This is a genomic window from Neorhizobium sp. PAMB6630 (assembly GCF_058242775.1).
In genome coordinates this window covers 20,799-45,256 of the sequence record NZ_JBZAYV010000003.1, presented here as the reverse complement: position 1 = coordinate 45,256, position 24,458 = coordinate 20,799, and the positions used below count along the sequence as shown (strand labels likewise).

Here is a 24,458-nt window from a genome sequence, read left to right as displayed (position 1 = left end):
CGCTGCGGCGCCGCTCGCTGTAATGAGCATGGGCATTGCCGGAGTTGAAGCCCATTGATGGAAACCTCGCTGTATCTGCCAGTCAAAACCTTTCTGGAGGCGGCCGGTTATGTCGTCAAAGGAGAGGTTGCCGGTTGCGATCTCGTCGGCCTTAGCGCTGAAGATCCGCCTGTCGTTGTCGTGTGCGAACTGAAGATGAGCTTCAATCTGGAGCTTATCCTGCAGGCGGTGGACCGGGCGGCCGTTTCGGACGAGGTCTGGATCGCAGCCAGGATCTCGGCCAAAGGACGAGGCCGCGAGGCGGACAAGCGCTACAGGGACCTCTGCCGCCGGCTCGGCATCGGCATGCTCGGCGTCTCGGATACGGGCGATGTCAGCATCATCGTCGCCTCTGTCACCCCGATGCCGCGCACCGATCCCAAACGCCGGTCAAGGATCGTGCGCGAGCATCAAAAGCGGCGCGGAGATCCCGTTCTCGGCGGCAGCACACGCAGGCCGGTCATGACCGCCTACCGCCAGCAGGCGCTCGGATGCGCCGCCGCCCTTGCGGCAGGGCCGATGCGGGTGCGCGACGTGCGCGCCCATGTGCCTGATGCCGGAAAAATCCTGCTCGATAATGTTTACGGCTGGTTCGAGCGCATGGACCGCGGCATCTACGGCTTGTCGGATGCCGGGCGTGAAGCCCTGTTGCGATGGCCGCAGCCGGCCATCACAACGGCAGGCGGCATAAGTGCCGGCCAGTAGCCATGCGTTCGTCGTCACCTCGTCATGTCCGGTTGAACATTGCAGTCATCCCTCAGATAAATCGGGTGACATGAATTGAAACATGTCCTTCAGCTTTGATCGCGTGACGCTCGGCCTGCGCAAGGCGCCGATCATGGCAGCGGTCGCAATGGAAAGGGTCTGTCTTGGGCAGATTGGGGCCTGGTGGCATGCACCATATTTAATCATAGCGACCCGACATTATAGACTTGCGATGTGCTCATTTTGGCGCATCGACATACGATAAAACATATGCATCACCATCACAGAGTCCTTAATTTAGGCTTTGTTAACCAAACAGTACTCTACGTGGCTTGGTTGGTAATTGCTTCATGATTCGAAGTGCCCGTGGATGCTGGTTCGGGATAACTATGTGATGAGGGCGGTCTTTTTTCGTCGCGCTATGGAGAGCGTGTTCCTGTGTGCAACCCTTGCCGGTTGCCAGACGACGACGGCTGTCAAGACGCCAGCCGCGACAGAACTCGTTGCGCCCGAAAAGGCTCTGATCATGCCGCCGCCTGGCGGGCTTGCCATGGTTGGCGTGGTTGCGAACGCCTATGGCAATGGCGTTGAGCAGACGGTGTGGCTGGCGACGTCCTCCTCTGTCATCGGGCAGAATTACCTCAAGATTCGCTATAACGGCGGCAGCGCGGCAGAGACCGGGAGCCTCGGCTACAAGACGATCACAGAAAGCAGCCTGCGCAGCGAACGCATCAGTGCCATCCCGGGTGTTCGCCTGACGGTCTCCAACAATTTTCTGCGCAACGCCTATGGACCGATCGGTTATGCCTCGGGCAAAAGTGCTGCCGGCGATAACTGCCTGTTCGGATGGCAGCAGATCCGGTCGCGCCCGACGGGCAGCGGCATGGGGCGAGACTTCGGCATGATCCAGGTGAGGGCGCGTCTTTGCGACCGCACCGCCAGCGAACGCGAACTTCTCAATTTCATGTATGGCTACACCATCACCGGCACATTCCAGGGCCAGATATGGAACCCATACGGCGCGCCCGCGCCGGTGTCCGACAGCTTTTCCTATGTCGGACAGCAGGTCCTGCCCCCTGAGGATACCGTTCCGGCCTCCTATTCCTTCGGATATCGCCCGCAAGTGCCTGTTGTGACGCGCACGCCGGTGCGCCGGGCACCTCTGGCTCCCGTGGTTGCCCCGGCGCCACAGGAGCCGCGCCCTGCCACGGTCATCGTGCCCGGACCCAGCATGCCCGGACCCACCATGCCCGGACCCGGCCAGGCACTTGGTGCTGGCCCGGCCCCGCAGATGGCGCCAGCCGCTGCCGCCACAAGAACACCCCCCACCGCCACGGTGGCAGCCCCTGCCTCCACGGTGGCAGCACCTGCTGCCCACGTTCCTTCGCCGCATTGCCTTGATCCCGCCACCGCCGCCGCCTGCGCCGCCAATAACAAGTAAAGTTGCAGTCCATGAACACTTCATCCGGAAGGGACACAAAGGGCATGGCCTCCAGTATCATCCCCTGGGCACTGATTTCGGCGCTGACCATCGCCGTCGTCACCCTGCCGGTCAGCATGCAGACGCAGCTGGTGCTGAGCCTTACCGTCGTGGTCTTGCTCGGCATCCTGAAGGTCACGGCAGCCGGCGGCCGCTGGCGGCTGGTGACGCTGGCGCTCGGAACCTCGATCGTGCTGCGTTACGTCTTCTGGCGCACGACCGAAACCATTCCGCCGATCAGCCAGCTCGAAAACTTCATTCCCGGCATCCTGGTCTACCTCGCCGAAATGTACAGCGTGGTCATGCTGGGTCTCAGCCTGTTCATCGTCGCCATGCCCTTGCCGCCACGGCCTTCGCCTGAAGTCGATCCCGACTATCTGCCGACGATCGATGTCTTCGTGCCCAGCTACAACGAAGGGGCGGATCTCCTGTCCAATACGCTGGCCGCGGCCAAGGCCATGGACTACCCGGCAGACAAGCTGCAGATCTGGCTGCTTGACGATGGCAGCACGCAACAGAAGCAACATGCGACCGACGTGCGCGAGGCAGAAACCGCCATTTCCCGGCACCAGTTGCTCGTGTCGCTCTGCGCCGATCTTGGCATCAACTATCTCAGCCGCGAGCGCAACGAACACGCCAAGGCCGGCAATCTCAACAATGGACTTTTGCATTCGCAGGGCGAACTGGTTGCCGTCTTCGACGCCGACCATGCGCCGGCCCGTGACTTCCTGCGCGAAACCGTCGGTTATTTTGACAAGGACCCGAAGCTTTTCCTCGTGCAGACGCCGCATTTCTTCATCAACCCGGATCCTCTGGAGCGTAACCTGCAGACCTTCGAGACGATGCCGAGCGAAAACGAGATGTTCTACGGCATCATCCAGCGCGGGCTCGACAAATGGAATGCGGCCTTCTTCTGCGGTTCGGCTGCCGTTCTCCGGCGCGAGGCGTTGAAGCAGTCCGATGGCTTCAGCGGTCTCAGCATCACCGAAGACTGCGAGACGGCGCTTGCGTTGCACAGCACCGGCTGGAACAGCATCTATGTCGACAAGCCGCTGATCGCGGGCCTGCAACCGGCGACATTCGCCAGCTTTATCGGTCAGCGCAGCCGCTGGGCGCAGGGCATGATGCAGATCCTGCGTTTCCGTTTTCCGCTGCTGAAGCGCGGATTGTCGTTTCCGCAGCGGCTCTGCTACATGTCGTCCACGCTGTTCTGGCTGTTTCCGTTTACCCGCGTGACCTTCCTCTTCGCGCCCTTGTTCTACATCCTGTTCGACCTGGAGATCTTCACTGCATCGGGCGGCGAGTTTCTGGCCTATACCAGCGCCTATATGGTGGTGAACCTGATGCTGCAGAACTACCTCTACGGTGCGTTTCGTTGGCCGTGGATCTCCGAGCTTTACGAATACATCCAGACGGTCCATCTGCTTCCGGCGGTCATTTCGGTCATGCTGAACCCGACCAGACCGACGTTCAAGGTCACGGCCAAGGACGAGAACGTGTCCTCCGACCGCCTGTCCGAACTCAGCCGGCCTTTCTTCATCATCTTCGCCGGGCTGTTGATCGCGCTCGGAATTGCCGGTTATCGGATCTATACCGAGCCCTATAACGCCGATGTTCTGCTGGTGGTCGGAGGCTGGAACCTCCTGAACCTGATCATTGCCGGCTGTGCGCTCGGTGTCGTGTCCGAACGGAAAGACCGGGCATCTTCACGGCGTTTCCGGGTGCGCCGGCGCTGCGAACTCGGCTTTGACGACAACTGGTATCCGGCCTCCATCGAGGACGTATCCGTCGGCGGCCTTCGCCTGCAGGCCTTTGGCCGCGACCTCAGCGCATTGCGACAGGACACCAATGCGGAAATCCGGTTTCAGCCGCATGGCGGCGGAACTGATCTCGTGCATTTGCCGATCAAGGTCCGAAGCATCGAGACCAGTGGTGATATCGCAACTCTTGGCTGTCAGTATCAGCCGCAAAATGCGCTGGACCGAAGCTCGATTGCCGATCTGCTCTTTGCCAACTCGGCGCAGTGGGAAGAATTCCAGCGCGGCCGGCGCCGCAATCCGGGGCTCATCCGGGGAACGATCTGGTTTCTCGGCCTGGCCATGTATCAGATGAGCCGCGGTTTGCTTTATCTGTTCCGCGGCCTGAGGGGGACGGCGCAATGACCAGGCATCCAAAACTGCTTCTGACGATGCTGGGCTGCCTTCTGGCGCTGACGGCCGGTGCGCGCGCACAACCCGCTTTGTTCGACATGTCGCCGGAGCGGCCGGCTGCCCCTGCCGCTCCCGTCATTCCACCGCTGCAGTCGCGGCCACGGCCGGCAGTGATGCCTGAACCGTCTGTCCCCCCGATGCCGGCACCGGCGGTCCCGGTTGCGCCAGCCGCGCCGGTGGAGGCTCCGCTTTCTGCAGCGCCTGCGCCAGCCGAGACTGTCTCGCGCCATTATCTCGTGCCAAGCGCGAGCCTCGTCCTGGAAGGCGAATACGATCAGCGCGGCTGGAGCGTCTATCTGATGGACGCGGAGGTGAGCACGCCGGCAAAGCTCAAGCTCACCTTTCGCAACGCGGTCGTTATCGCACCGGAAGTGTCGGAGTTGCAGGTCCTCATCAACGGCCATCCGCTTGCGCAGGAGAGGATCGCGGCTGCCGATGCGCCGACCTCTCTGCTCCTGGATATTGCGCCCGGTATCCTTCAGGCCGGCGTTAACCGCATTGAACTGATCGCCTCGCAGCGCCACCGCACCGACTGCGATATCCGCTCCACCTATGATCTCTGGACGGAAATCGATCCGAAGGAGACCTACCTGTCGTTTGCCGGCAACACGATGACGCCGCTGTCCGTGGCCGAGGCCATCCGCGCGGTCGGCGTCGACGAGACGGGACGGACCCAGTTCAAGATCTGGATGCCGGGGCTTAGCCAGACCAATGCGACCTCCCACGCGATGCGGCTGGTTCAGGGCGTGTCCTTGTTCGGCTCGATGCCCAACCAGTCCTTCCAGTTCACCACCGGGGCAGACCTGACGGCAGCGCCCGGCCAGTTGGGAATGATCATCGGCACGTGGAGCGAGCTGCAGCCGTTGGTTCCGGATCTGCCGGAGACGGCGCGTGCCGCAGCGATTGCAACGGTTCTGCCGGCAAGCGAGGGTCGCGGTCGTCTGCTGCTGATTTCCGGGCCGTCCTGGGAAGCCATCGGCTCAGCCATCGAAACCCTCATTGCCTCCGTCGATCGGCCGGCTAACGTCCGGCGCGATGTGATCGACACCCAACGCTGGAAGGATCCTGCTGCCCCCATTCTCGTGGGCGGCGAGACACTGCCGCTGTCGCAAATGGGTGTGCAGACGGTGGAGTTCAGCGGGCGCCGGCTGCGCACGAGCTTCAATATCGCCATTCCCCCGGATTTTTATGCCGGCGCCTATGGCGAGGCAACGCTTCTGCTGGACGCGGCCTTTACTCCGGAGGTCAAGCCGGGCAGCCATATCGACATCTACATCAACGGCAACATCGCATCGACCCTGCCGATCAAGACGACAACCGGCGGTGTCTTCAGCCAGTTGCCCGTGAAGATCCCTCTGCGGCACATCCGGGCCGGGGTGAACGAGATCTGGATTGAAGTGGCGTTGGAAACCGACGCGGATGTCGCCTGCATGCCGGGCACACCGGCGGGGCAGAACCCGCGCTTTGCCCTGTTCGACAGTTCGCAATGGGTGATGCCGCAATTTGCGCGGCTCGGACAAAGCCCGACCCTTGCAGGCATTGCAAGCGTCGGGCGTTATTCCCCCGATCCCAAAATCCCCCTTCTGCTGTCGATCGATCATCTGGAGGCCGACACGCTGGGTGCGGCGGCAACCTTCATCGGCAAGCTGGCCTTGTCGGCCGGGCGGTTGTCGCAGATTGAAATGGTCTCGGCGGCCCAGGCGCTTGGCGAGCGGCCGGCACTGTTTGTCGGCACGATCGCCCAGATGCCGCCGAAGCTTCTCACACAGATCGGAGTTTCGCCATCGGCGGTCAACAGCTGGCGACCGCAGATGGGCGGACCTTCCACCCAGAATGTCGGCACGACGGATGCAATGGATAAATGGCGCCAGCAGGTGAGCGGCGGGGAGATCACCGATGCTCTGGGCCGACTTCGCGGTTGGATTGGCCGGCGCTTCGACATATCGCTGGAATCTCTCAGCCTGCTCCCCGAGCAGGACGAGGTTTTCCAGCCCTCATCCAACGATACGCTGCTGATTGGACAGGGTCAGAGCCCCGAACAGACGGCACGCTGGACGGCACTTGTTGCCCCGACGCCGGCTGAACTGCTCGAGGGGGCAGTCGGCCTGGCACAACAGGACAAATGGCAGTTGCTGAACGGCCGGATGACGTCCTATCGGGCAAAGATCGATGAGGTAACCAATCGGCCGGCGCATGATATCGTTTTCGTCCAGACGGTTGCTCCATCTTTTAGCAATTACCGGCTGGTGGCGGCGAACTGGCTCTCGACCAATATTCTATTTTATTCAGCCGTTGTGGTGGTCCTGTGCTCGCTTCTGGGGCTGGCGACAATGCTGATGCTCTCGAGAATGGGCAGACGATCATGAAACACTGGTTTTCTGTGGCTGTTGCAATGCTGTATCTCGCGCTTGCCCAGGTGGCGGCCGCGCAGCAAGCACCTGTGAACGCGGCGGAATGGAGCCTTTACAAAGCGCGGTTCCTCGATCGCGGCGGCCGCATCGTGGATAACGGCAATGGCGGCATCAGCCACAGCGAAGGGCAGGGTTATGGCCTGCTTTTGTCCTATCTGGCCGGCAACCGGGCTGATTTCGAGCTGATCTGGCGCTTTACCAGTTCCGAAATGTTGTTGCGCGACGACGGGCTGGCGGTGTGGAAATGGGATCCTTCGGCCACTCCGCATGTGACCGATGCCAACAATGCCACGGATGGCGACCTGCTGATTGCCTATTCGCTTGCGCTGGCGGGCGCCGCCTGGGGCAATTCCACCTATATAGCCACGGCCACGCGCATGGCGCAGGCCCTGCTTCAGAATGCCGTGGTTGTGCAGGGCGGGCGCACCCTGCTGATGCCCGGCTCCATCGGCTTTTCCGCCAGGGAGCGGGCAGACGGTCCCGTCATCAATCCGTCCTACTGGATCTTTGAGGCCTTTCCGGTGATGAATGCCCTGGCGCCCTCGCCAAAATGGCAGGATTTGAGCGATGACGGTATCGAACTCCTGCGATCCCTGGCGTTCGGGTCGGCAAGGCTGCCGGCCGAATGGGTCAGCCTCCGGAGAGCGCCGCAGCCGGCGGCAGGTTTTGCGCCGGAATTTTCCTATAATGCCATCCGCATTCCGCTTTATGTCGGGCGCGCCGGTGTCGGGGATGCTGCCTATTTGCGCCATCTGATGGGCGCCATTGCCCCCTCCGGTCGGCCGATGGCAACGATCAATCTGGCTACCGGACAGCCCGTGGATCTGCTCTCCGACAATGGCTACAGGATCATCGTGAACCTGCTGGATTGCGTGGCGAACGGCACAAAGGTTCCGGCAGATGTACAGGTCTTTCAGCCGGAGCTGTATTATCCCTCGACACTCCAGCTTCTGTCACTTGCGTTTCTCCGGGAGGAAAAGCCCGCATGTCTCTGAAACCTGCGCAACGGTCCTTTTCCGCCTTGATCCTGGCCATCGGCGTTCTTGTTCCCGCAACCGCATGCCTTGCCTCGCCCACCCCGTTGGACAGCGCCCAGCAATCGCTGGTTCCGGTGGAGCGGCAGGGTCGGCTGCGCATGGCCAAAGAAGCGCTTGGCGTAGAGACTGGGCCGCGATTGGCGCAGGCTCCGAACGCGACCGCAACGGATGGGCGGGCCGTTTCCCCATCGGACGGCCGTACGGAGAGGGAGCGTCCCGTTTCGCCGGTGCAGAACGCGGCCAGCGAACCGGATCTCAGCGCCCTGCGTTATTTCGCAAGCCGTGGCGACACGGCACGGCTGAAGGTGGAAATCGCCCGTCTGCGCAGCCTTTACCCGGACTGGTCCCCGCCGGACGATCCGCTCGCCGTGCCGCGCAACGGCGATCCGCAGTTGGAAGCGATGTGGAAGCTTTATGCCGAGGCCCGGTATCCGGAAATTCGCCAGGCCATCATCGAACGGCAGGCGGCAGAACCGGGCTGGACGCCGCCGGCGGATCTGCTCAATCGCCTTGCGATGGCGGAGGCCCGCGGTCGTCTGGTGAACGCCTCTAACCTCAAGCAATATGCCACCGTCATCGAACTGGGGGCAAACAATCCCAACTTGCTCAATTGCAGCGATGTCGATGTGCTCTGGCGCATCGCGGAGGCTTTCGTGCGCACCGACCGTCCGCAGCGCGGCGTCGACGCCTATACCTATATTTTGAAGCAATGCGAAAACGTCCAGGAACGCGCCGCGACGGTCCAGAAAGCAGCCGAGCTGCTGTCGCCGGCGGATCTGCGCCCGCTGCTGGCGTTCGAGCGCCCCTTGCCCGATGGCAAGCCGGAATTTGATGCATTGAGGGACGATCTGGCACGCCGTTTCGTGGCCGATGCCAACAAGAACAACAGGATGGACGTGGCGCCGGAGGATGTGCAGAGGCTGGAAGCCATTGCCGAGCGCGACAAGTTGCCGGCCGACAGCCTGCTGTTGGGATGGCTGTTCCAGCGCCGCGGCGATATGGTCAATGCGGAAAAGTGGTTTCGCGCCTCCAGAGAGAAGGAGAAATCCGCTTCCGCTTCACAGGGGCTTGCACTGGTGCTGATCGCCCGGGGTCTGCCGATGGAGGCCGAAGACATCATGTTCGAGTGGCGCGACAGTTCGGACGATGCCAAGGCGACCTATCTTGCTGCGGCTGCCAATCTGCTCGCCCTCAACCCGGCGCCCGTCATTGCCGAACCGGTTCTTCGGCGCATCGCAATGGAAGTGATTGCTGCCAAATACGTGCCGGCCGCCCAGCAGCTGGGCTGGTATGCGCAAACGCTTCGCCAGCCGCAGACGGCCATACAGTGGTTCGAGACGGCCCTGCAATGGAAACCGGACGACGAACCTTCGGCCTATGGCCTGCTGATCGTTCGGCAAAGCCTCAACGACCGCGCGGGTGTCGTTGCCATCCAGAAAGAATGGGCCGGCCGGTCCCAGCGCATCGCGGATGCCGGTGAGGCGACAACGCCGCAGGCATTGGCGCAGGTCCCGCCCGTGGTCACGACGGAGGCGCCGCGCCAACGGGTGGTCGAAACGGTGGCGCAGGAGCGCCAACCATCGGCAAGACGCGAGGAAGCTGTCGTCTTGCCGCGGACAACGACGGTGCGACCCGCAGGCCGTCGCCCCGCCTGCGGCGCCCGGGCGGGCGTCTCGTCGGCAACGGCTGCCGACAATACCCTGATGAACGGCTGGTGCCTGATGGATCTCAACCGCCCGCTGGAAGCGGTCAAGGCGTTTGAGGCCGCGCTGGACAGCCCCTCCGCCGACATTCGGGAAGATGCCGCCTATGGGCAGTCACTCGCCTATCTGCGCCTCGGCCTCACAGACAATGCCGCCGTTGCCGCCACCAAGGCGCCTCAGCGTCCGGCCCGTGCGGTCGAGTTGCAAGTGTCCATCCTCGGCAATCGTGCGCTGGCGGCGTTTCAGGCCGGCCGATACCGCGAAGCACTGGTCTATCTCGATCAGCGCGCTGCACTGAAAACGGAGACGACGGATCTCATGGTGCTTCGTGCCTATGCTTATCAGGAACTGGGCAGTCCCGCAGGCGCGCGCCAGATCTTCGAGGTTCTGGCGGAAACCGGCAACAAGGACGCCATCCGTGGCGCGGAAGAAATTCGCTCAATGATGAACGACCGGGGCGGCTGACGCCCGGTATCGTCCAAGGGAGCAGGGACATTGGGAATGGATTGCCAACCGGTGTCGCCGCCCTATCCCGTCGGGTGGCCGGCTCAGCGCTCATTCACGACAGGAAATCCGGCTGCCGCTGCAGTAATGGCTACAGGAAGGCTCCCGTCAAGAAGAGGTAGGCGACGCCAATACCTGCGAGAACTGCAATACCGATCATCTGGTAGTCCGGCGTTGATTTCATATCAGGCCAATCAATATTCGAATTTTAATATCTTGCTATGTCTTATCGGAACATTTGTTTATGATAAGTTAGCAAAAAGCTTTTCCACAGCCCGCGCTGCAGCGCCACCATCCTCCGGTTCATCTGGAAATTCAGTTCTCGCTAAAATGGTGCGCTGCGGGAGGATATCCAATAGGGCGCGCGTAGTGGCGACGGATGGAGTGTATCTCCACGGGTTCCGCAGCCGGTATCATCGTCTTGCGCACGGCCGAAATCGCAGTGCTGGGATAGGCCGTGATAGCCCTTCGTCAGTGCGAAGCGCCGGCCAAAGCCCAGACGCTTCGCGAATGATAAAAGTAAGCAATTTTCCGATAATTATTGCGCTGCGTTGCGATCCCAGAACCATGCGGCATAGGTTTTTGCCTTATCATGCTGGCGCGCCTTCAGGAGCGAGCGCAGAAGACGCAGATCGCGCTTTTCGCAGGCGATCCAGATGAAGGTTTCCGGATCGACGACCGCAATCGCGGCTTTTGCTGCGGCAACCAGCTTCTCGCCCTGTTCGGCCTCTGCCCCGCGGTGCAGCCATTCTACCCGCAGATTGCCGGCACTCGGCAGCGGCTGTTCTTCCATACCGTCGAGAACCTCGATGATCACCTCGATGACCGTGCCTTCGGGCACTTCAGCGGCGATGCGCGCGATCGCCGGCAGCGCGGTTTCATCCCCGATCAGCAGCATGCGGGCCGCCTCCGGCCGGTGTCCGCCGCCGGGGCCAAGCAGGGCGGCCTTATCGCCCGGCAGCGCATCACGGGCAAAATCAGCCCCCGGCGTCGCGACGCCCGGTTCGGGATGCTGGAAGAAATCGATCCACAGCTCCTGCTTTTCCTCGTCCACGGCGCGGATGGTATAGACGCGCACCAGAAGCGCGTCCTCGCCGTCGGGCCAGGCGATGCGACCATTTTCCTGAAATCCCGGCCAGACCGGCGTTCTTCCTCTCGGCGGAACCAGAAGCCGTATATGCATGTCGTCGTTGACGAACGGCGTCACGTCCGCACAGGCAAACTTCACCCGGCGCATATGCGGCGTGACGTTTTCTGCAGAAACGACGGTGAGTTCCAAAACGTGCGGGCGGGCACCTTCCGGCATGGCCTGCGACCACGTCAGTTCCATCGGGTCGTCGCCGTTGAAGTAAAACAGGTGCTCCGCCAGCATGGTGCGGTTTTCCTCCAGGTCCTCTTCGCTTGAGCAGGCAAGCTCGATGAGGAGGTGCGGCGTCTCCAGCCGGATATCCACCCGTGCCTTGTCGCTTTTCATGAAGACGAGATTGCCGTTACGGGACACCTCGGCATGTTCAACGAAATGCTCGCAGATCTCGTCGAGCAAGACGCTTGCGTTCTTCGGCAACGCGATGCCGGAAAGCTTGAATTCCTGGGAAACGTTCATGGCTGGTCTTCCTTGTGCAAGGGGTGGTGCGAGGCCATGCGGTGACGGCCGATGGGAAGCATGATGGGCGCGCCGGAGGTTGGATCCTCGATGATGCGGCTTTGAAGGCCAAAAACGTCGCGAACGGTTTTTTCCGTCAGCACCGCGCGCGGGGGCCCGAGCGCATGGATCTTGCCGTGCAGCATCGCCACCAGAAAATCTGCATAACGTGCCGCCAGATTGAGATCATGCAGCACCATGACGATAGTGGTGCCACGCGCGTGGTTGAGATCCGTCAACAGGTCCAGCACCTCGATCTGGTGGCTGATGTCGAGAAAGGTCGTCGGCTCGTCGAGCAGAAGAAGATCGGTCTTCTGGGCCAGCGCCATGGCAATCCACACGCGCTGGCGCTGGCCGCCGGAAAGCTCATCCACCGGGCGCTCGGCGAGATCCTGTGTTCCCGTTGCCACAAGGGCCGAGGCGACGGCCTCCTCATCCTCCAGCGTCCAGCGCGAGAAAAGCCCCTGGTGCGGATGGCGTCCGCGGCTCACCAGATCCGCCACCGTGATGCCTTCCGGCGCAATGGGTGATTGCGGCAGCAGGCCAAGGGTTTTCGCAAGCTCGCGCGGCGGGCTTTTGTGGATCGACTTTCCATCCAGCACCACCTGACCGGAGCGGGGAGTGATGAGCCGTGACAGGGTGCGCAGAAGCGTTGACTTTCCGCAGGCATTGGCACCGACGATGACGGTGATGCGTCCTGCCGCGACCGCAAGGTCGAGACCGTCAAGGATCAGAGTATCGCCGTAGCCTGCCTGAAGGGCGGTCGCGGTGAGTTGATGGTCGGTCATGGCGCGCCTCCGCTGCGGTTGACGCGAATGATGAGGTAAATGAGATAAGGCGCACCCAGCGCGCCGGTGACGACACCGACCGGATAGCGGCTCGGAAACAGGAACTGCCCGCAATAATCGCCCGCCAGCACCAGAATGGCGCCGACAAGCGCCGATGGCACCAGCAGCGATCCGCCGCCCTTCACCAGCCGCGATGCGATGGGGCCGGAGAGAAAGGCGACGAAGGCGATGGGGCCCGCCACGGCCGTGGCAAACGAAATCATGCCGACGGCACTGACGATGACGATCATGCGCAGGCGCGTCACGGATACGCCGAGGGCCGCTGCCTTGTCATCTCCCAGCCGCAGCGTTTCGAGATCCCGCCCATGGATGAGCAGCAGCCCGCCGAAGATGATGAAGGCGACGAGCAGCGGCAGCGTCTGATCGAGCGGCACGCCGTTAACGCTGCCGGTCAGCCAGCGCATCGCCTCCTGCAGGTTCCAGGCCGACGCGCCGGAGAGGATATAGGAAATGATGCTCTCCAGCATGGCGGAGACACCGATGCCGACGAGGATCAGGCGCGCGCCCGCCACGCCATTGCGGAAGGACAGCGCGTAGACCAGAAGCGCGATCGACAGCGCAGCCGTTACGGCGAGAACCGAAACGACAGGCCCTTTCAGCGACAGGACGACAATGGCAAAAACGGCAGCGCCGCTGGCGGCGTAACTGATGCCGATAATATCAGGGCTTGCCAGCGGATTGCGCAGCATAGTCTGGAACGCGACGCCGCCCAGCCCAAAGCTTGCGCCGGCAAGAACCGAAAGGATGGCGCGCGGCAGCCGCAACTGGCCAACGGTAAAAGCCACACCCGGCACGGGTTCACCCAGCAGATACCGAAAAATGTCTTGCGGCGGCGTGAAGGACTGGCCGAGCAGAAGGGTCAGCAGGAAAAGGGCGACGACCACCGCCAGCATCAGCGCGATCAGGGCCACCCTGCGCCGTGCGCTGCGGCGGCGGTTCGCGCGGAGGGACTGGAGAGTGGCGTTGAACGGTGTCACAGGTCGCGAACCTTCTGCCGGCGGACGATCCAGATGAAAAACGGCGCGCCGATCAGGGCGGTGATGATTCCGACATCGATTTCCCCCGGCCGGGCGATGATGCGGCCGAACACATCGGCGGTCAGCAGCAGGCATGCGCCACCGAGCGCCGAAAACGGCAGCAGCCAGCGGTGATCGACGCCCGCCAGGAGCCGGACGACATGCGGAACGACGAGACCGACAAAGCCGATCGGTCCGCAGACAGCGGTGGTGGCCCCGCATAGCAGTACGGCGCCGAGGGCAGCTATTGCCCGGGCAACCGCCACGCGCTCGCCCAGGCCTGCCGCCAGCTCATCCCCCAGCGCCAGCGAATTCAGCTTGCGGGCCGACAGGAGTGCCACGAGGAAACCGACGGCGAGAAATGGCAGCACGTTGGACAGCCGGTCGAAGGTTGCGCCGCCGACGCCGCCGATCTGCCAGGAGCGGATCCCGCCGGCGATGTCGTTTCGCGGCAGGATGACGGCGATGACGAGGGAAGAAAACGCAATCGATGTCGCCGCCCCCGCCAGAGAGAGCTTGAGCGGGCTTGGTCCGCCGCGGCCGATCGATCCGATCGTGTAGACGAAGATGGCGGCTGCGCCGGCGCCGGCGATGGCTGTCCAGATATAGGCACTCGCCGATGCCATGTCGAACCAGGCGACGCCGATGACGACGGCAAGCGAAGCGCCCATGTTGACCCCGAGAATGCCGGGATCGGCCAGCGGGTTGCGGGTGATGCCCTGCATGATGGCGCCGGAAAGGCCAAGGGCCGCACCGCCCAGTGCGGCGAGCAGCGTGCGCGGAATGCGCACGGCAACGGCTGCCTCGCCTATGGTTTCAACGTGTCCGCCCAGTGCCGAGACGATATCGCTCCACCCGACGACGCGCGTGCCGATGGCAACGGAGAGCGCAGACAGTGCCAGCATGGAGAGAAACGCCAGGAGAAGGGCGATGCTCCTTGCGCGGTTCTGCCCGGCTCTGTGGCGCTCAGAATTCATTTCGATGTCTTGGCCGCGTCCGCCAGAAGCGCCACATAATCCTCAAGAACCCAGGAGATGGAGAGGGGCGTCGGATTGGCAGCCGTTCCAAGCGGGTTGCGGCCCAGAAGAACAACAGCGTCATGGGCGACGGCCGGCATGCGTGCCAGCAGCGGATTGGCTTTCAGCGCCTCGATCAGGCTCTTGTCGCCATAGGTCACGATGATGTCGACGTCATCAAAGGCATCCACGCGCTCGGCGCTGATCGAGCCGGAAAAGCGGTTGCCTTTCGACGCTTCAACCACGCTTGAAGGTGCCGACAAACCCAGATCCGCAAAGAACCGCACGCGGGTATCGCTGGTGGTGTAGAAATTGACCGTGCTCAGGTCGTTTTCGGCGAGATGCGTGATGAACATGGCGCGTTTGCCGGAAAGCGCCGGATGGCGTGCGATGGTCTCGGCAATCTCGCGCTCAGTGGCGCGGATCAGCGCCTCGCCTTCCTCCGTCATGCCAAGGCCTGCGCTGTTTAACCGGATCATGTCGCGCCAATCCGTCGACCAGGGCGATTGAGGATAGGCAATGACGGGCGCAATCTGGCTCAGCGTCTCGTAATCGGCCTTTGAGAGACCGGAATAGGCGGCAAGGATGACATCCGGCTGGGTTGCTGCGACCGCTTCGAAGTCGATGCCATCACCTTCATCGAACAGGACAGGTTTTTCCGCTTTCAGTTCCGCAAGCTTTTCCGCCACCCAGGGCAGCAGTCCATCGCCATCGTCGTCGCCAAAATTGGCCGCAGCAAACCCGACCGGCACGATGCCGAGTGCAAGGGGAACTTCATGATTGGCCCAGGATACCGTGGCGACACGCTTCGGCTTGGCGGGAATGACCGTCTTGCCGAAGGCATGCTCGATGGTGACGGGAAAAGTCGTCTCCTGCGCGGCCGCACTTCCGGCCTGCGCAAGAGCGAACAACAGGCCGAGAACGGCCGGGCGCAAGGATGCCTTCAACCAAAGCAGCACGGATACGTCTCCCGTTCGTTAAGTTGAGCCTCACTTTCAGGTTCACGCCGCGGCGTCAACCGTGATCCCGGCAAAGCCCGGATATAGCTTGAGAAGTTTCCGGGGTTTTGTTCTAAAACGGGGATTTCTACAATACCGGACACTGATACTCAAGTTAGGGATTCCCGAGAGTTTTGGGGGCTTTGCACCGGCAATGGTGCGGGCGGGCATCATTGTATCGGATTTTACACATGCACAGCACATCACCATGCGTTCAGGGGCAAAGGGTTCGCATCGCGTCACGGAAAGCCGTTCTGCTTGGCTGCACGGCGCTGGCTCTTCTGGCGCCCTCGCTTGCGCAGGCGCAGGACGCAGAAGGCACGACGGTTCTGGAGCGGATCACCATTGCCGGCACGGCTGCCGATGATGATGCGCGCTCCATCGTCGCCCGCACATCGACGGCCGGCAGCAAGATGGCAACCGATATCCTCGACACGCCCGCCTCCGTTTCGGTGATCACCGCCAAGGAAATCCAGCAGCGCAATGCGCAGACGGTGGAAGAGGTCCTGCAATATAGCGCAGGCGTGGCCACCGATTTCTACGGCTCGGACGACCGCTTCGACTATTTCAAGATCCGCGGCTTTGATGCCCATACCTATCGCGATGGTTTGCTGATCGGGCGCCCCTTCGGCGGCATTCGCGAAGAAGCTTACGCCTTCGAGCGGGTCGAGGTTCTGAAGGGTGCCAACTCCACCACATCAGGCGTGTCGGACCCAGGCGGTTCGGTAAACTTTGTCACCAAGCGGCCGAAAACGGAGCGCTTTGGTGAGGTCTATACCACAGGCGGCTCCTTCGACAGCGCCGAGGCGGGCTTCGACTTCGGCGACAACATCACCGAGGACGACACGCTGTCCTACCGCCTCACCGGCAAGGTCCGCAAAGCCGACGAGGAATATGATTTTTCGCAGAACGACGAGAAGTTTTTTATGGGCGGCCTCACCTGGCGCCCGACTGATGTCACCAGCCTCAGCGTCATCTATGACCACCTGAACCGCGACGGCGTTCCCGGCAGCGGCGGGCATCCCGTGGGCACGGATTTCGACCGGAGCCGCTTCTTCGGCGAGCCCGACTACAACTATCGCGGTACGAACCGGAATTCGGTCAGCGTCATGGTCGACCATGATTTTGGATCGGGCCTGACCTTCAACTCGAATGCCCGCTACTCCAAGACCGACAGCGATTTCGGTTACGCCTATATTTCCTCGACACCGGCGAGCGGCACCATCGCCAACCGCTCCTATTTCGGCAATGACACGGCGCTGGACGCCTTCATTATCGATGCGCATCTGCAATATGATGCAAGCTTCGAAACGATCGAAAGCCGCAGCCTTGTCGGCATGGAATATAACCGTTCCGGCAATTCAAGCCGCTCCTATTACGGCTCGGCTCCCGGGATCGACTGGCTGAACCCGGTTTATACGGGTGCGCCGTCTTCCGTGCCGCTTTATGCCAGCACCAAGACGGACCAGGATACCAAGGCGCTTTACGTGCAGCAGGAACTGACCTTTTCCGAAAAGCTGATTGCCTCTGTCGGCCTGCGCAATGACTGGATTGACATGAAGCAGTCCAACCGCCTCTCGGGCGCGGTCGAGGAGGGTGATTTCAGCGAATTCACCAGCCGCTTCGGCCTGACCTACCGGTGGACGGAGGAGATCGCGACCTATGCGAGCTACGCGCAATCGGTGGTGCCGGCCTCGGTTTCCGTGGAGCCGGAGCGCGGCGAACAGTATGAAGTGGGCGTAAAATACAGCCCGGAGGCCTTCCCGGCGCTCTTTACCGCCGCCGTCTATGACCTCACCAAGAACAACATCACCCGTACCAACCCGGCGACCAACCTTCAATCCACCATCGGCGAAGCCCGCGTGCGCGGTCTCGATCTGGAGGCGAAGGCGGAACTGACGAATGCGTGGAGCCTGACGGCTGCCTATTCCTATCTCTCCTCCGAGATCGTGAAGAACGGCACGCAGGGGAATGAGGGCAACGAGCTTTCCTTCGTGCCGCATCATATCGCCTCGGTCTGGGTGAATTACGCGCTGGAAGGCAACGGACGCCGCGGGGACATGACGTTCGGGGTCGGTGGGCGTTATTCAAGCGCCTATTATTTCGATGATGCCAACACCCAGAAGACCAGCAGCAGTGTCGTTTTCGATGCGGCAATCACCTACAAGGTGGCAAAAAACACCTCGCTGGAACTCCATGCCAGCAATATCTTCGATGAAAAGCATGTGGCCTATGGCGGTTTCGGCGCGGATTTCTACAATCCCGGCCGGGCGATCTCGGCAACGCTTCGCCAGACCTGGTAAAGCTATCGGTGCCGTCCGGCGTTTCGGACGGCACTCTCTAAAGGTGCTGCCTCTGCTGTAAGCGGCGCCAGGCGGCCGGGGTTTCCCCGACCGTATCGCGAAATGCCTTGGTGAGGTGCGCCTGATCTGAAAAACCCAGCTGGAGGGCGATCTCGGCCACGGTCAGCCCGCTGCCGAGCAGAAGCCTTTGCGCCATGGCGATACGCTTTGAGAGTTGCCAGCGCAGCGGCGTCACGCCTGTTGTCTGCTTGAAGGCGCTGGCAAACCAGCTTTCCGACAGCCCGACCACCGCCGCCATTTCCACAACCGATGCCCGGAAATCCGCCCGCGACGCCAGAAAACCCTCGATCTTGTTCATCTGCGCCTGCGTCAGGCGCCCGCAAGGTTTCTCTTCGCTCCCGGACAAATCCAGAAGCCCCGTCACGATGCCGGCGATCAGGCTTTCCGAAAAGGCCGTATGCCGGGAGGGTGCCGAGACTTCCTCGACCAGCAGGCTCGCCAGCTTTTCAACGGCAAGGGTCTCCTGTGTTTCCACCGGCTTTTGTAAGGCCGCAAGCGCCGCAGACCGACCGATCGATGGCGCCAGCAGCTTCACCAGACGATCCCGATGCAGGTGAAGATCGAGATGGGAGAACCGGTGCATCGATGTGAAGCGGCTCCACATCGGAACGCCAGCCGGCACATAGAGGGCGCGTGTCATCGGCCGAAACTGCCCCTCAGTCTCCACCGCGCGGTTGGTGATGGAGATCTGCTCGGAGACATCGTTGAAGAACAGCATGATTTTCGGGTCGGGCGAGAGATAATAACCCTTGGCGCCTGCCTCGCCCCGGGCATCCCAGAACACGCTGACGGACCCGTCAAGGCCGCGCCACTTGGCCGGGCCAAGCGCCTGGATGCCTTCCGTGTGGCAGATCATCGAATGCTGATATGTCAAGGGACCCTCCTTCCTGGCCAGCGTCCTTGCCGGCATCGACCGATGGGATCAAGCGGAAAACCCCGACGCGCCGCGCATTCTTGGTCGGCTCTGCAGCCTGCAGCGATGGCCCGATCATGGCGCATTGTCGCACGGGTCTCAAGGGGGCGCAGCCGCGGCACCAACAGCGGAAAGGCGATGGAACCCGGTTGAGGCTGCTGCGTTTAAGGCAGCAAACCACGCTTAAGGAACGATCATGCTGAAGTGGGCTCTTATTTTTCTCGTTATCTCTCTGATTTCCGGCTTCCTCGGTTTTTCCGGCGTATCGGCGGCGACCGCGACGATTGCGCGTGTCCTGTTCTTCATCGCCATCATCGTATTCCTGGTTTTCGTCGTCCTCGCCTTCATGGCCGGAAGCGTGGTGTTCTAGACGTCACGACGGATGAGAATGGTCGCCTATGGGCGATGACGTCCCCGAGAGAAAAAAGCCCTGCCAAGCGGCAGGGCAAATCTGGGGGAAAACTCGCAAGGCCTTTCGGTTTGCGAGTGTCTTATGTAGCCGGAGTTCTCCGATCCCGGCGAGGGCGACTTGCCCAAAAACGGTACTCCCTGTCAAAAAAACGACAGCATTCTTGCCTGTTTTTTGTCCGGTCAGCTTTCCTTGACGGACTGCATCGCAACCGATGTGGACGTGCTTGCCACATGGGGAAGACTTGAGATCTTCTCGCCCAGAACCTCCCGATAACGGCGGATGTTTTGTGTGCGCACCTTCAGCAGATAGTCGAAGCGGCCTGCGATCATGTGGCACTCTTCCACTTCCTTGATCCGCCGCACCGCCTGATTGAACTCGGTCAGTGCCTTTTCCCGCGTGTCCGACAGTTTCACCTCGGCAAAAGCCACGTGATCGAGGCCGAGTTTCTGTGGATTGATCACGGCGCGAAAGCCCAGGATATAGCCGTTGTCCACCAGGCGTTTCAGGCGTGCATTACACGGCGTTTTGGACAGGCCGATCTTGGCCGCGAGATCCGTCACCGAAATCCGCCCATTGTCCGAGACGGCCTCGATGATCTTCAGATCGAAGCTGTCCAGTTCGTCTGTTTTTGGCAAGTCCATAGAGAAAACCTCTGCAAAGATGCGTATTTAATAACGAAATTCTCTATTAAATGCCATTATTAAAGACGCTGGATGGACGTGTCTTTGGTGTAATCTGTGGTCACCGTCAGCCCTCGTGATCGAGACCTTCCGATGACCCTTTCCGGCGCCCCCTCCACAATTTTCCGCCAGCCCTTTGCCGATTTCGCACCGCCGATCCGGCCGCAGACGCTACTGCGGCAAGCGATTACCGCCGCCTATCGCCGCCCGGAGGCCGAATGCCTCCAGCCACTGCTGCAGGCGGCAACACTACCGGAGGCGGATAAGCGCGAGATCCGCGAGACGGCCCGCGCGCTGGTGACGGCGCTTCGCGCAAAACATCGCGGCAGTGGCGTCGAGGGTCTGGTGCATGAATATTCGCTCTCCAGCCAGGAAGGCGTGGCGCTGATGTGCCTTGCCGAAGCGCTGCTGCGCATTCCAGATACTGCCACCCGCGACGCGCTGATCCGCGACAAGATCTCGGCCGGCGATTGGAAATCGCATATGGGCGGCGGACGCTCCCTCTTCGTCAACGCCGCCACCTGGGGGCTGGTGGTCACCGGCAAGCTGACGGCCACCGTCAACGACCGCAGTCTTTCCGCTGCCCTTACACGGCTTATCGCCCGCTGCGGCGAACCCGTTATCAGGCGCGGCGTCGACATGGCGATGCGCATGATGGGCGAGCAGTTCGTGACCGGCGAAACCATCGATGAGGCGCTGCGCCGCGCCCGCGCGATGGAAGACAAGGGTTTTGGTTATTCCTATGACATGCTCGGCGAAGCGGCCACCACCATGGCAGACGCCGAGCGTTATTACCGCGATTATGAAACCGCCATTCATGCCATCGGCAAGGCGGCGGCCGGGCGTGGCGTTTATGCCGGCCCCGGCATTTCCATCAAGCTTTCGGCGCTTCATCCACGTTATGCCCGCACTCAGGCGGCGCGCGTGATGGACGAGCTTTTGCCGCGGGTAAAGGCTTTGGCGCTTCTTGCCAAAACCTATGACATCGGCCTCAACATCGATGCGGAAGAGGCAGACCGGCTGGAGCTTTCGCTCGATCTGCTGGAAAGTCTCTGCCTCGACACGGATCTAGCCGGCTGGAATGGCATCGGCTTTGTCGTGCAGGCCTATGGCAAGCGCTGCCCGTTCGTTCTCGATTTCATCATCGATCTCGCCCGCCGCTCCGGCCACCGCATCATGCTGCGCCTCGTCAAGGGCGCCTATTGGGATGCGGAAATCAAGCGTGCCCAGCTGGATGGTTTGAGCGATTTCCCCGTCTATACCCGCAAGGTCCACACGGACGTTTCCTATCTCGCCTGCGCGAAAAAACTTCTCGACGCACGTGATGCCGTCTTCCCGCAATTTGCCACCCACAATGCCCAGACGCTCGCCGCCGTCTATCAGATGGCGGGACCTGATTTTGCTGTCGGCTCCTACGAGTTCCAGTGCCTGCACGGCATGGGCGAGCCGCTTTACGAAGAGGTGGTGGGCAAGGATAAACTGGCGCGGCCGTGCCGCATCTATGCGCCGGTTGGCACTCATGAAACGCTGCTCGCCTATCTCGTGCGCCGCCTTCTGGAAAACGGCGCCAACTCCTCTTTCGTCAATCGAATCGCCGATGAAAAGATCTCGGTCGATGAGATGATCGCCGATCCCGTCGATGTGGTGAGGGCGATGGCTGAGCCCGGCGCCCGTCATGACAGGATCGACCTGCCGGCAGACCTTTTCGGCAAGGCCCGGCGCAATTCGGTAGGCCTTGATCTGTCGAGCGAGACGGTGCTGGCCGATCTCTCAGGCGACCTGTCGGCAAGCGCTGCCATCAACTGGCAAGCCCTGCCGCTGATTGCCTTCGACGCTCCGGCGATGGCGGCAGAGCCCGTGCTCAACCCTGCCGATCACGGTGATGTCGTCGGCCACGTGACGACCTCCAGCGAAGAGATGGCGCATCGCGCCGTGGAGATTGCCGCAACTGACGGTATGGCCTGGGGCACGGTTGCCCCCACCGAGCGTGCCGCCTGCCTGGAGCGCGCCGCAGATCGTCTCGAAGCGCGCATGCCGCAGCTTCTCGGGCTCATCATGCGCGAAGCCGGAAAATCCGTCTTCAACGCCATTGCCGAAGTGCGCGAGGCGGTGGATTTTCTGCGCTATTACGCCGAGCAGGCCAAGCGCACGCTGGGCCCCGCCCATAAACCGCTTGGCCCTGTGGTCTGCATCAGCCCGTGGAATTTTCCGCTCGCCATCTTTGCCGGCCAGGTGGCCGCAGCGCTCGTGGCGGGAAATCCGGTGCTGGCAAAACCTGCCGAGGAAACGCCGCTGATTGCCACGGAGGCCGTGCGCATCCTGCAGGAGGCCGGCATTCCCGCCGCCGCCCTGCAATTGCTGCCGGGCGATGGACGCATCGGGGCGGCCCTCGTGGCTGCGCCCGGCGTCTCTGCCGTGATGTTTACCGGCTCGACCGACGTGGCACGGCTCATCCAGAAGCAGCTTGCCGGCCGGCTGTCGTCTATCGGAAAACCGATCCCGCTGATTGCCGAAACCGGCGGGCAGAACGCCATGATCGTTGATAGCTCGGCGCTGGCCGAACAGGTGGTCGGCGATGTCATCGCCTCTGCCTTTGACAGTGCCGGCCAGCGCTGCTCGGCGCTACGGGTTCTCTGCCTGCAGGAAGAGGTGGCAGACCGTGTGCTGGTGATGCTGAAGGGCGCGCTTGCCGAACTGTCGATCGGCCGGACCGATCGGCTGAGCACCGATATTGGCCCTGTTATCACGCAGGACGCCAAAGAGACCATCGAGGCGCATATCCGCCACATGGCCTCGCTCGGATGCTCCATCCACCGCGCAAGCCTGCCGCAAGAAACGGTGGCCGGCACGTTCGTCGCACCTGCCATCATCGAGCTGTCTTCGCTGAGAGAGCTTCAGCGCGAGGTTTTTGGGCCTGTCCTGCATGTCATCCGTTATCGCCGGGCCGATCTCGACCGGCTGATCGACGATATCAATGCCACCGGCTATGGCCTGACCTTCGGTCTCCATACCCGCCTTGATGAAACCATTGCCCATGTCATGGGCCGTATCCGCACCGGCAATCGCTATATCAACCGCAACGTCATCGGGGCCGTCGTTGGCGTGCAGCCGTTCGGTGGTCGCGGCCTTTCCGGCACCGGACCCAAAGCCGGTGGCCCGCTGTATCTTGGCCGTCTGGTGGAAACACCGCCGGAACCGCCGCAGCTGAGTTCCGTGCATCTTGATCCGGCGCTCACCGATTTCGCCCGCTGGCTCGATGATCGCCAGAGGCCGGATGCGGCAGAGCGTGCCCGCACCATCGGCAGCCAGTCGGCGCTCGGGCTGGAATTGCAGCTGGCAGGCCCCGTCGGCGAGCGCAATCTGTATGCGCTTCATCCGCGTGGCCAGATTCTTCTCGTTGCACAGACTGAAGACGGGCTGCTGACACAGCTTGCGGCCGTGCTTGCCACCGGCAACAGCGCCGTCATCGATAAGGCAAGCGGCCTTGGCTCGCAGCTGGAGCCTTTGCCGGCAAGCCTTTCGGCGCGGATCACGTTTGCCGACGACTGGGCATCGGCCGGCCCGCTTTCCGGCGCGCTGATCGAAGGAGAGGGCGCGGCGGTGACGGAAGTCCTGCAGCGTATTGCCGAGCTTCCAGGCCCGCTGCTTCTGGCGCAGGCGGCTTCGCCTGAAGATGTCGGCCGGCCGGATGCCTATTGCCTCAACTGGCTGCTGGAAGAGGTGTCCACGTCGATCAATACCGCAGCTGCCGGCGGCAATGCCAGCCTGATGTCGATCGGCTGAGGCTTGCCCGCGAACAGCCAACTTCTATGATAGGCCGCCGGTCGTATGGATCGGCGGCTTTTTATTCGGACAGGAAACAGGCGTGCAGGGCAGGAATAACGGGTTTCATGGCACCGCGGTTTTCGGGCTGCTTTTGTGTCTTGCGCCGACGGCGTCCGTCGCTGCCGATTGGCAGGCGGTCGAACAGATCAAGACCTATTCGATCTCGGGCACGACGGGTGCCGCACTTTACGAGGCGATCGGCGCGCGGGCACCGGAGGCCGGCGGCGGCCTTGCCATTGCCCATACCAGTTTCAAACTGACCTGGACACGCATCTATGAACCGCAAGGTTTGGCCTGCGCCATCACCGTTGCAAAACCCAAGGTCATCATCACCTATACGCTGCCAAAGCCGTCGGGCCGGCTGTCATCGGACGTGGCGGACAGCTGGGGACGGTTTATCCGGGGCGTGGAAAAGCATGAGCGTGTGCATGGCGCGTTCATCAAGGAACTGGTTCAGCAGATCCAGGATTTCAGCCTTGGTCTTCGTGTGGACAACGATCCCGGCTGCCAGAAGATCCGGCAGGTGCTGACGGCGCGGCTGGGTGAGCTGTCGAAGGCGGAGCGGGCAAAAAACGTGGAGTTCGACCGAGTGGAGCTAAACCCCGGCGGCAACGTGCATCAGCTGATCCTGGCGCTGGTGAACGGCCCCTGATATT

The 24,458-nt window shown here is 61.9% G+C and carries 17 protein-coding genes; 10 read left to right on the top strand and 7 right to left on the bottom strand.

Annotation, left to right across the window (positions count from 1 at the left end):
* Positions 1 to 57: 57 nt before the first annotated feature.
* From AC4CWF_RS25730 to AC4CWF_RS25705, 6 genes are all read left to right on the top strand, one after another.
* Entirely contained in the window at positions 58 to 744 is a 687-nt protein-coding gene (locus AC4CWF_RS25730) for a DUF2161 domain-containing phosphodiesterase (protein WP_491288099.1), read from the top strand.
* Between the two features lie 394 nt (positions 745 to 1,138).
* Positions 1,139 to 2,185 carry a cellulose biosynthesis protein BcsN gene (gene bcsN, locus AC4CWF_RS25725; RefSeq protein ID WP_491288097.1) on the top strand — a complete coding sequence of 349 codons (1,047 nt, stop codon included), beginning with the start codon at positions 1,139 to 1,141 and terminating at the stop codon, positions 2,183 to 2,185.
* Between the two features lie 44 nt (positions 2,186 to 2,229).
* On the top strand, positions 2,230 to 4,386 hold the full coding sequence (bcsA, locus tag AC4CWF_RS25720; RefSeq protein ID WP_491288094.1) for a UDP-forming cellulose synthase catalytic subunit: 2,157 nt from the start codon (positions 2,230 to 2,232) through the stop codon (positions 4,384 to 4,386).
* Entirely contained in the window at positions 4,383 to 6,800 is a 2,418-nt protein-coding gene (locus AC4CWF_RS25715; RefSeq protein ID WP_491288093.1) for a cellulose biosynthesis cyclic di-GMP-binding regulatory protein BcsB, read from the top strand. The genes bcsA and AC4CWF_RS25715 overlap by 4 nt, the downstream gene beginning before the upstream one ends.
* Positions 6,797 to 7,840 carry a family 8 glycosyl hydrolase gene (locus tag AC4CWF_RS25710; protein ID WP_491288091.1) on the top strand — a complete coding sequence of 348 codons (1,044 nt, stop codon included), beginning with the start codon at positions 6,797 to 6,799 and terminating at the stop codon, positions 7,838 to 7,840. The genes AC4CWF_RS25715 and AC4CWF_RS25710 overlap by 4 nt, the downstream gene beginning before the upstream one ends.
* A complete protein-coding gene (locus tag AC4CWF_RS25705) occupies positions 7,831 to 10,050 on the top strand; it encodes a tetratricopeptide repeat protein (RefSeq protein ID WP_491288089.1) in 2,220 nt (739 codons plus the stop codon). Before AC4CWF_RS25710 ends, AC4CWF_RS25705 begins: the two co-directional genes overlap by 10 nt.
* A 577-nt stretch (positions 10,051 to 10,627) precedes the next feature.
* Here AC4CWF_RS25705 and AC4CWF_RS25700 read toward each other — a convergent pair.
* The 5 genes from AC4CWF_RS25700 to AC4CWF_RS25680 are packed head-to-tail and all read right to left on the bottom strand — an operon-like array spanning position 10,628 to position 15,525.
* Positions 10,628 to 11,692, bottom strand: coding sequence for a DUF2218 domain-containing protein (locus AC4CWF_RS25700; RefSeq protein WP_491288087.1), 1,065 nt, complete (start codon positions 11,690 to 11,692; stop codon positions 10,628 to 10,630).
* Positions 11,689 to 12,519: an ABC transporter ATP-binding protein gene (locus AC4CWF_RS25695; protein WP_491288086.1), complete on the bottom strand. Its 831-nt coding sequence runs from the start codon at positions 12,517 to 12,519 to the stop codon at positions 11,689 to 11,691. Before AC4CWF_RS25695 ends, AC4CWF_RS25700 begins: the two co-directional genes overlap by 4 nt.
* Entirely contained in the window at positions 12,516 to 13,556 is a 1,041-nt protein-coding gene (locus AC4CWF_RS25690) for a FecCD family ABC transporter permease (RefSeq protein ID WP_491288084.1), read from the bottom strand. Before AC4CWF_RS25690 ends, AC4CWF_RS25695 begins: the two co-directional genes overlap by 4 nt.
* Positions 13,553 to 14,572 (bottom strand): FecCD family ABC transporter permease, encoded by a 1,020-nt coding sequence (locus tag AC4CWF_RS25685; protein WP_491288082.1) that lies wholly within the window; start codon positions 14,570 to 14,572, stop codon positions 13,553 to 13,555. The genes AC4CWF_RS25690 and AC4CWF_RS25685 overlap by 4 nt, the downstream gene beginning before the upstream one ends.
* Positions 14,569 to 15,525, bottom strand: a complete 957-nt coding sequence (locus AC4CWF_RS25680) for an iron-siderophore ABC transporter substrate-binding protein (RefSeq protein WP_491288253.1) — start codon at positions 15,523 to 15,525, stop codon at positions 14,569 to 14,571. Before AC4CWF_RS25680 ends, AC4CWF_RS25685 begins: the two co-directional genes overlap by 4 nt.
* Before the next feature lie 275 nt (positions 15,526 to 15,800).
* Here AC4CWF_RS25680 and AC4CWF_RS25675 point away from each other — a divergent pair, with 275 nt between their 5' ends.
* The gene (locus AC4CWF_RS25675) at positions 15,801 to 17,912 is read left to right on the top strand and encodes a TonB-dependent siderophore receptor (protein WP_491288080.1); all 2,112 of its coding nucleotides are present in this window, start codon (positions 15,801 to 15,803) and stop codon (positions 17,910 to 17,912) included.
* 37 nt (positions 17,913 to 17,949) lie between these two features.
* Here AC4CWF_RS25675 and AC4CWF_RS25670 read toward each other — a convergent pair whose 3' ends face one another.
* Positions 17,950 to 18,846 carry an AraC family transcriptional regulator gene (locus AC4CWF_RS25670; protein WP_491288079.1) on the bottom strand — a complete coding sequence of 299 codons (897 nt, stop codon included), beginning with the start codon at positions 18,844 to 18,846 and terminating at the stop codon, positions 17,950 to 17,952.
* Between the two features lie 235 nt (positions 18,847 to 19,081).
* Here AC4CWF_RS25670 and AC4CWF_RS25665 point away from each other — a divergent pair, with 235 nt between their 5' ends.
* Positions 19,082 to 19,255, top strand: a complete 174-nt coding sequence (locus AC4CWF_RS25665; protein ID WP_377297187.1) for a DUF1328 domain-containing protein — start codon at positions 19,082 to 19,084, stop codon at positions 19,253 to 19,255.
* Between the two features lie 221 nt (positions 19,256 to 19,476).
* Here AC4CWF_RS25665 and AC4CWF_RS25660 read toward each other — a convergent pair whose 3' ends face one another.
* Complete coding sequence (locus AC4CWF_RS25660) at positions 19,477 to 19,938, bottom strand: Lrp/AsnC family transcriptional regulator (protein WP_491288077.1); 462 nt, start codon at positions 19,936 to 19,938, stop codon at positions 19,477 to 19,479.
* Between the two features lie 132 nt (positions 19,939 to 20,070).
* Here AC4CWF_RS25660 and putA point away from each other — a divergent pair, with 132 nt between their 5' ends.
* Together putA and AC4CWF_RS25650 are read left to right on the top strand one after the other, a co-directional pair.
* Positions 20,071 to 23,760, top strand: a complete 3,690-nt coding sequence (putA, locus tag AC4CWF_RS25655; RefSeq protein ID WP_491288075.1) for a trifunctional transcriptional regulator/proline dehydrogenase/L-glutamate gamma-semialdehyde dehydrogenase — start codon at positions 20,071 to 20,073, stop codon at positions 23,758 to 23,760.
* A 127-nt stretch (positions 23,761 to 23,887) separates the two neighbouring features.
* Entirely contained in the window at positions 23,888 to 24,454 is a 567-nt protein-coding gene (locus tag AC4CWF_RS25650; protein ID WP_491288251.1) for a DUF922 domain-containing Zn-dependent protease, read from the top strand.
* Positions 24,455 to 24,458 lie beyond the last annotated feature (4 nt).

Bases quoted from the DNA above. Each gene is read 5' to 3' on its own strand.
- AC4CWF_RS25700 (WP_491288087.1), bottom strand. From the start codon at position 11,692: ATGAACGTTTCCCAGGAATTCAAGCTTTCCGGCATCGCGTTGCCGAAG.
- AC4CWF_RS25705 (WP_491288089.1), top strand. From the start codon at position 7,831: ATGTCTCTGAAACCTGCGCAACGGTCCTTTTCCGCCTTGATCCTGGCC.
- AC4CWF_RS25695 (WP_491288086.1), bottom strand. From the start codon at position 12,519: ATGACCGACCATCAACTCACCGCGACCGCCCTTCAGGCAGGCTACGGC.
- AC4CWF_RS25730 (WP_491288099.1), top strand. From the start codon at position 58: ATGGAAACCTCGCTGTATCTGCCAGTCAAAACCTTTCTGGAGGCGGCC.
- AC4CWF_RS25660 (WP_491288077.1), bottom strand. From the start codon at position 19,938: ATGGACTTGCCAAAAACAGACGAACTGGACAGCTTCGATCTGAAGATC.
- AC4CWF_RS25715 (WP_491288093.1), top strand. From the start codon at position 4,383: ATGACCAGGCATCCAAAACTGCTTCTGACGATGCTGGGCTGCCTTCTG.
- putA (WP_491288075.1), top strand. From the start codon at position 20,071: ATGACCCTTTCCGGCGCCCCCTCCACAATTTTCCGCCAGCCCTTTGCC.
- AC4CWF_RS25675 (WP_491288080.1), top strand. From the start codon at position 15,801: ATGCACAGCACATCACCATGCGTTCAGGGGCAAAGGGTTCGCATCGCG.
- bcsA (WP_491288094.1), top strand. From the start codon at position 2,230: ATGGCCTCCAGTATCATCCCCTGGGCACTGATTTCGGCGCTGACCATC.
- bcsN (WP_491288097.1), top strand. From the start codon at position 1,139: ATGAGGGCGGTCTTTTTTCGTCGCGCTATGGAGAGCGTGTTCCTGTGT.
- AC4CWF_RS25685 (WP_491288082.1), bottom strand. From the start codon at position 14,572: ATGAATTCTGAGCGCCACAGAGCCGGGCAGAACCGCGCAAGGAGCATC.
- AC4CWF_RS25710 (WP_491288091.1), top strand. From the start codon at position 6,797: ATGAAACACTGGTTTTCTGTGGCTGTTGCAATGCTGTATCTCGCGCTT.
- AC4CWF_RS25665 (WP_377297187.1), top strand. From the start codon at position 19,082: ATGCTGAAGTGGGCTCTTATTTTTCTCGTTATCTCTCTGATTTCCGGC.